6 protein-coding genes are annotated in these 7,824 nt (G+C 61.8%); all 6 read left to right on the plus strand.

Features of this window, described 5'->3' with window-relative positions:
* Positions 1–3,513: immunoglobulin-like domain-containing protein (locus H040_RS14825; protein WP_146746757.1), on the plus strand; the 3,513-nt coding region annotated here is incomplete at its 5' end.
* Positions 3,514–3,667: 154 nt separating this feature from the next.
* Positions 3,668–4,009: a hypothetical protein gene (locus H040_RS14830; protein WP_027919386.1), complete on the plus strand. Its 342-nt coding sequence runs from the start codon at positions 3,668–3,670 to the stop codon at positions 4,007–4,009.
* A 187-nt stretch (positions 4,010–4,196) separates the two neighbouring features.
* Positions 4,197–5,096 carry a TauD/TfdA dioxygenase family protein gene (locus tag H040_RS14835; RefSeq protein WP_027919387.1) on the plus strand — a complete coding sequence of 300 codons (900 nt, stop codon included), beginning with the start codon at positions 4,197–4,199 and terminating at the stop codon, positions 5,094–5,096.
* Between the two features lie 17 nt (positions 5,097–5,113).
* The gene (locus H040_RS14840; protein ID WP_027919388.1) at positions 5,114–6,133 is read left to right on the plus strand and encodes an ABC transporter substrate-binding protein; all 1,020 of its coding nucleotides are present in this window, start codon (positions 5,114–5,116) and stop codon (positions 6,131–6,133) included.
* Between the two features lie 6 nt (positions 6,134–6,139).
* A complete protein-coding gene (locus tag H040_RS14845) occupies positions 6,140–7,003 on the plus strand; it encodes an ABC transporter ATP-binding protein (protein WP_027919389.1) in 864 nt (287 codons plus the stop codon).
* A 14-nt stretch (positions 7,004–7,017) separates the two neighbouring features.
* Positions 7,018–7,824, plus strand: an 807-nt coding sequence (locus H040_RS14850; RefSeq protein ID WP_112312856.1) for an ABC transporter permease, incomplete at its 3' end; no start/stop codon positions are given.

The raw sequence follows: 7,824 nt of genomic DNA on the forward strand, positions 1-7,824 counted from the left end.
AACCCTAACGGCGAAGACGTGTACAAAGACGCCAGCTCGCTGACGGCCACCGTCACGGGCGGCACTGGCGGCAACTTCGAGAAGATCGCCACCGGCGCTACCGGCACGGCAACGATCGCGGACACCGAAACCCCGGTGACAGTCGCGGTCACTGCACACAACGCTAAAGAAGGTGACGCATACGTCAACTTTGAGTTCCAGCTCAGCCACCAGCCGCAGAGTGGTTACCCGGCCAGCCTGACCGTCGATGTCGATGGCAAGGCTTACACGGTCAACCTGAACGCCAGTGGTTACGGCTCGCTGAATGTGGTGAACACCAACACCGAAGATGCCTACAAGGACGTCAGTACTGTGACGGCCACCGTCACATCCATCAACGGCGGCAACTTCGAGAAAGGTGACGTAGCCGGTGCGAAAGCCTCTGCCATCGTCGTCGATACCATTGACGACACCACCATCAAAGTGACCGCAGACCCTGCCACCGAGGCCGACAGCACGGTCACCTTCCACTTCCAGCTGAGCAATCCGCCGCAAGGTAGTGGTGCGACCATCCTCACCGTGAACGTTGCCGGTACGCTGTACCAGGTCACCGTGGATGCTGCGGGCAAAGGCGCGCTGTCTGTCGCCAACCCGAACTCTGAAGACGTGTTCAAGGACCCGAGCACCCTCACCGCGACCGTGACCAACGTCACGGGTGGCAACTACGAGAACGTCAATTACACCGGTGCCACCGCAACTGCGAACATCGCCGACACGATCGACACCGTTTACGCCAAGATCAGCATCGTCAACGGGTCGGTCACCGAAGGCGGCACCTTCACCTACAAGGTCGATCTGGTCGATGCCTCGGGCAAGGTCATCACCGTTCCAACCGGCAAATCGGTGACGGTGAACCTGGAGTGGAGCGGTACCGCGGATGCCTCAGACGTTGTTGGCACGCTGCCGAAGAGCGTGACCATTACCGGTGGCAACAGCAGCTACTCGTTCGACGTGAAGACCTATGACGACACCAAGATCGAGAGCGATGAAACCCTGACGGCCACCATCAAGCAGGTGGTCGACAACAACAACTTCTATGAGAACCTGGCTGTTGGCAGCCAGAACGCAGCCACCGGGACGATCTTCGACAACGACAAAGGGCCGCAGGTAATCGCCAACTCCACGGCTTCCATCGTCGAAAGTGGTACCGCTGGCGGCGCCGACGTGGTCCTGGTGCTCGACCGTTCGGGCAGCATGGGGCCACGCAGCACCGGTGGTGGTGACCCGGATGGCGCAGGGCCGTACAACACCCGCCTGGAAATGCTCAAGGACGCGGTCAAGAACCTGTTCCAGTCGGGCACCGTGCATTCGGTGTTCATCGTATCGTTCGCCAGCAGCGCCACCTTCCACGGTTCCGGCAAGGACGGTGGCTGGTACACCAACCTGGACGATGCGCTCAAGGCCATCGACAACTTGAATGCTGGCGGTACCACCAACTACGCCTCGGCGCTGAACGCGGTTACCAGCAACTACACCAATCCGCCGGCAGGTGGCAGCAAGCTGGTCAGCATCTTCATGTCCGACGGTGCGCCTAACGACGCCACGGCCAACGAAACCACCTGGATCAACTTCCTGAACAACAAAGGCTTCGACGATTCCTACGCTGTAGGCTTTGGCGGGCTGAGCAACCAGGACAAGAACTACCTGGAGCCAATCGGCTGGAAACCGGGTGAAACCAAAGACTCGATCACCAGCGGGGCGGCCGACGATCACGTGCTGGTCGTGGATACCTCGCTGAGTGCGTTGACTCAGGCGCTGGTCGGCAGCGTCGGCGGCAGTGCCGTCTCTGGGGATGTGACCGCCAATGCTACGGGTGGCACCGCCGGCTGGGCGGCCAACGGCTGGAAACTGTCTTCGGTGCAATACGGTGGCGTGACTTACACATTCACCAATGCCACCGACAGCAAAACCATCGACCTGGGCACCGTGGGCAAGGTGATCATCAAAGGTGACGGCAGCTACACGTTCTCCGGTAAAGACAACCAGGATGTTGCCAACGATCTGTCGGCTGAGCTGAAGTTCACCATCCGTGATGCCAACGGCTCTACCGCTTCGTCGACCTTGACCTTGACCGTCAAGGACCGCAGCGATGCCATCGCGGCCAATGATGATGCAACAGCCACCCTGACTTCGACGAAGGTGACGACGGCGGCCTCTACTACGACGCTGGCGACGTTCTCGAGCAACGAGAGCAATGCCTGGAAGTTCACCAACAATGTGTCTGACCAAGACTCCCAGCTTGCGACCAAGCTGAGCTTGAACACCGGCAGCTGGATGTCGAGTTCGGTCGTAAACACCACGCTCGATGCCACCCGCAGCAGTAACGCCCTGAAGTTGACCGATAACAACAACAGCAGTACGGGTGACGCCCAAGCGGTTACCCCGGTCTACACCACCGGTTCCGTGGCGGGCGAGACGATTTCGTTCACTGCCAGTGCCTCGCTGACATCGCTGTCGACCTGGTACGACTCGGGTACTGACACCGCAACCTGGACGCTGTACAAGAGCAGCGACAATGGCTCGACATGGACCAGTGTGCAGGTGGGCTCGATCAGCTCGGGCAACTCGACGATCACAACTGGCGCGTTGGATGCCAACAGCCAGTATCGTATCCTCCTGAACGTCCATGACGACACATGGAGCAACAGCGACTACAGCAATGCGTCGGTCACATTCGACGATTTCAAAGCCAACGTGCCGGCGTCGACCACCACCGTCTGGAGCGCAGCGGCGGTCACCGGCTCGGTAGCCACCAATGATACTTGGGGCGGCAACGGCGAAACCTCGACCCTGTCGGTCAAGGTCAACGGCAGCTGGGTGGATGTCACCGCCGGCATGAAGGTCACCGGCCAGTACGGTGAGCTGACCATCAATAAAGACGGTTCCTACAGCTACCAGGCAACTGGCAGCAAGGAAAACGCCGGCCATGTGGATGCATTCGAGTACAAGCTGACCCAACCAGATGGCGACACCGACACCGCGCACCTGTACGTGACGATTACCGCCCCAGGCTCGGGCGTCACCCCCGCCTGGACCAGCGGCAACGACACCCTGCTTGGCACGGACGGCAACGACATCATCTTCGGCGGTGCCGGCAACGATACCCTGACCGGCGGCAAGGGCAATGACACCCTTACCGGTGGCAGCGGCGCTGATCTGTTTGTCTGGAAGGCGGGGCATACCGGCAACGATATCGTCACCGACTTCAAGGCGTCCGAAGGTGACCGCCTTGACCTCAGCGACCTGCTGCAGGGCGAGAAGGGCAGCAACATCACCGATTACCTGAAGGTCTCCACCGTCAATGGCGATACTGTTCTGCAGGTGAGCAGCAAAGGTGAGCTGAACGCGACCGATGGTGCCAACCATGTCGACACCACTATCACCCTGCAGGGGGTCAACTGGTCGAGCGCCACGATCAACTCGCTGGTCGGCGGTGCTGATCCGCTGATCAAGATCGACAACCACAACAGCTGATGCTGGCCCCCGACAGCGGCAGGTGACTGCCGCTGTCGAAGCCCTTCGATTCCACGGGTTGGCGCTTCCCTGCGACTGGCGGGCAGGCGCATACTCGCCTGCCATTTCATCGCGCAATCACCCAGAAGGTACGCTCGTGACGCTGGACAACGCCCTGATCTACGTACAACGTGACCCTGAAGGCCGCCTGCAGCGAGTCGAGCCCAGCCCCTTCCCCGGGCACACGGAAGTCCTCACCGCTGACCATGCCGAGGTCCAGCACTGGTTCGCTGACGATGTGGTGGAAAACAGCCTGCGCCAGCTCAAGCAGAGCGACCTGGACATGATTCGCGTGCTGGAGGACCTGATCGATGTGCTTACCACCAAGGGCGTGCTCAGCATCACCGACCTGCCGGCCGGCGCCCAGGCCAAGCTGCTCAATCGTTCGACCGCGCGCAAGGCGCTGGGGGGCTTGAGCAACCTTATCCAGGATGACGCGGACCATGGCCTGATCTGAGCGGCTGTCGCTCATATGGTTATGCGTTAAAGATATTTAAATTATTTTTCTTATGCATTTATAGTCACTGCCACTGCGTACCCGTCGACCAATCGATGCGCCGCACGACTTGAACCCACACGGGTAATCCCCGTGCGTTTCTGATCGTTGCGCGCCATTGAAGTCGCGCACTGCGTGGGAGTGAAACATGCCAGCCGCCTCGAACGCCTTGTCGTCCATCGACAGCGCCCAGCCGCAAACCTTCGAAATCCGCCCGTTCTCCGGTGCTGTCGGCGCCGAGATCATCGGCCTGGACCTGGCCAAGCCAGTCACCGCCGAGGATTTCACCCGTATTCATCGCGCCCACCTCGACCACCATGTGCTGGTGTTCCGTGACCAGCGCATCAGCCCGGAACAGCAGATCACCTTCAGCCGCCGCTTCGGCGAGTTGCAGATCCATGTGCTCAAGCAGTTCCTGCTCGCCGGCCACCCGGAAATCCTGATCGTCTCCAACATCATCGAACATGGCCAGAACATCGGCCTGGGCGATGCCGGCAAGTTCTGGCATTCGGACCTGTCGTACAAGGAGCTGCCAAGCCTCGGCTCCATGCTGCACGCCCAGGAGCTGCCCAGCGAAGGGGGCGACACCCTGTTCGCCGACATGCACAAAGCCTGGGACGCCGTGCCCGAGGCCCTGCGCAAGGTGGTCGAGGGCCGCAGTGCCGCTCACTCCTACACTGCCCGTTACGCCGAAACCAAGTTCGAAGGTAACTGGCGCCCGACCCTGACGGCCGAGCAACTGGCGCAGGTCAAGGAAGTCATCCACCCAGTAGTGCGTACCCACCCGGAAAATGGCCGTAAGGCACTGTTTGTCAGCGAAGGCTTCACCACCCGCATCGTTGGCCTGCCGGACGATGAAAGCCGCGATGTGCTGCAGCAGCTCTACGCGCTGAGCGTGCTCGAGCAGAACATCTATCGCCATCAGTGGCAGCCCCACGACTTGGTGTTCTGGGACAACCGTTCGCTGATCCACCTGGCCACCGGTTGCCCCGCGCACCTGCGGCGCAAGCTGTTCCGCACCACCATCCAGGGCGATGCCCCGTTCTGACGTCTGAGGAATTCATCATGCGTAAATCCATCAGCCGCCTGGCGGCAAGCATCGGCCTGGGCGCTAGCCTGGTTGTCGGGAGCCTGACGGCCCCCGCCGTGGCGCAAGCCGAAGGCAAGATCCGCATCGCCGAACAGTTCGGCATCGTCTACCTGCTGCTCAACGTGGTGCGTGACCAGCACCTGATCGAGAAGCATGGCAAGGAGCAGGGCATCGACATCGAAGTCGACTGGGCCCAGCTGTCCGGCGGCTCGGCGATCAACGACGCGCTGCTGTCCGGCTCGGTGGATATCGCCGGTGCCGGTGTCGGCCCGCTGCTGACCGTGTGGGACCGCACCAAAGATCGGCAGAACGTCAAGGCCGTGGCCTCGTTGGGCAACTTCCCGTACTACCTGGTCAGCAGCAACCCTAACGTGAAGACCATCGCCGACATTTCCGACAAGGACCGCATTGCCGTGCCTGCGGTGGGTGTTTCGGTGCAGTCGCGCTTCCTGCAGTACGCCGCCGCCCAGCAGTGGGGCGACAAGGAATACAACCGCCTCGACAAGTACACCCTGGCCGTGCCGCACCCGGATGCCACCGCCGCGTTGCTGGCCGGCGGCACCGAACTGAACGGGCACTTCTCCAACCCGCCGTTCCAGGACCAGGCGCTGGCCAACAAGGACGTGCACGTGGTGCTCAATAGCTATGACCTGCTCGGACCCAACTCGCCGACCCTGCTGTTCGCCACCGAGAAATTCCGCAAGGACAACCCCAAGACCTACAAGGCCTTCGTCGACGCCCTGGCCGAGGCGGCGGATTTCGCCCAGAAGGACAAGGCTGCTGCGGCTGATACCTACATCCGCGTGACCAAGGCCAAGATCGACCGCGACGCGCTGATCAAGCTGATCGACAACCCGCAGTACGAGTTCACCGTCACGCCGAAAAACACCTACAAGCTGGCCGAGTTCCTGTATCGGGTAGGCGCCATCAAGCACAAGCCGGAGTCGTGGAAGGACTACTTCTTCCAGGATGAACGCCCGCTGCAAGGGAGCTGACCGATCATGACCGCCCCATTGCCAGGCCACACGGCCAGCAACCTGAGCCGTGTCGCTACACCGCCGTTGCTTCAGGTGGACAACCTGAGCCTCGAATACCGCACCGCGCAGCGCGTGGTGCGGGCCACCCACCAGGTCAGCTTCGAAGTCGACCGTGCCGACCGTTTCGTCCTGCTTGGCCCCTCGGGCTGCGGCAAGTCCACCTTGCTCAAGGCCGTGGCCGGTTTTATCAGCCCCCGGGAAGGGCAGATCCTGCTGCAGGGCCAGCCGGTCAAGGGCCCCGGCCCTGACCGCATCGTGGTGTTCCAGGAGTTCGACCAACTGCCGCCGTGGAAGACGGTAAAAGAGAACGTCATGTTCCCGCTGTTGGTGTCTGGCCAGCTAAAGCGCGCCGAGGCCGAGGAGCGGGCCCTGCATTATCTGGACAAGGTCGGCCTGGCCGCCTTTGCCGATGTTTACCCGCACATGCTGTCGGGCGGGATGAAGGCACGTGTGGCGATCGCCCGGGCGCTGGCGACCCAGCCGAAGATCCTGCTGATGGACGAGCCGTTCGCTGCACTCGATGCATTGACCCGGCGCAAGATGCAGGAAGAACTGCTGCTGCTGTGGGAAGAAGTGCGCTTCACCTTGCTGTTCGTCACTCATTCCATCGAGGAAGCGCTGGTGGTCGGCAACCGCATCCTGCTGCTGTCGCCCCACCCGGGCCGGGTGCGCGCAGAAGTGCACAGCCACCAGTACGACCTCGGCAGCCTCGGCGCTGCAGACTTCCAGGCCAGTGCACGGCGCATCCATCGCTTGCTGTTCGACGAGGCCGAAGCCCCGGAACCGGCTGGTGACCTGGGTTTCAACGACATCCGCATCGCCTACTGACAGGAGCTTCAGCCATGACCCCTACACCTGTACGCCAGGAATACGAGGTGCAGCTGGAGCCTTTGCTCAGTGTGCCCGTGGAACGCAATCTACCGTTGGCCCAGCGCCTGTGGCAGCACGGCTGGCTGCGCAAGGCCGTGATCCTGGTGGTGATCGCGGCCTTGTGGGAAGCGATCGCCCGCTACCAGGGCAACGACCTGCTGTTGCCGACCTTCCTGCAGACTGCCGCCGCGCTGTGGGACGGCCTGCTCAGCGGCGAACTGCCGGCCAAGGTTGGCGTGTCGCTGGTCATTCTGCTCAAAGGCTACCTGCTGGGGATCGTTCTGGCCTTTGGCCTTACCAGCCTGGCGGTGTCGACTCAGCTCGGTCGTGATCTGCTGGGCACGCTGACCTCAATGTTCAACCCGCTGCCGGCAATTGCCCTGCTGCCGCTGGCGTTGCTGTGGTTTGGGCTGGGTGACAACAGCCTGATCTTCGTGCTGGTGCATTCGGTGCTGTGGGCGTTGGCGCTCAATACCTATGCGGGCTTTCTTGGGGTTTCGGAAACCTTGCGCATGGCCGGGCGCAATTACGGCCTGAAGGGGCTGCGCCTGGTCCTGCATATACTGGTGCCGGCGGCGTTGCCGTCGATTCTCTCGGGGCTGAAGATCGGCTGGGCGTTCGCCTGGCGTACCTTGATCGCCGCCGAGCTGGTGTTCGGCGCCAGCAGCGGCAAGGGCGGGCTGGGCTGGTACATCTTCCAGAACCGCAACGAGCTGTATACCGACAAGGTGTTTGCCGGGTTGGCGGTGGTGATCCTGATCGGTCTGCTGGTCGAGGGG

Origin of the sequence: Pseudomonas sp. URMO17WK12:I7, assembly GCF_003269045.1 — a bacterium.
Taxonomy (GTDB): Bacteria; Pseudomonadota; Gammaproteobacteria; order Pseudomonadales; family Pseudomonadaceae; genus Aquipseudomonas; species Aquipseudomonas putida_J.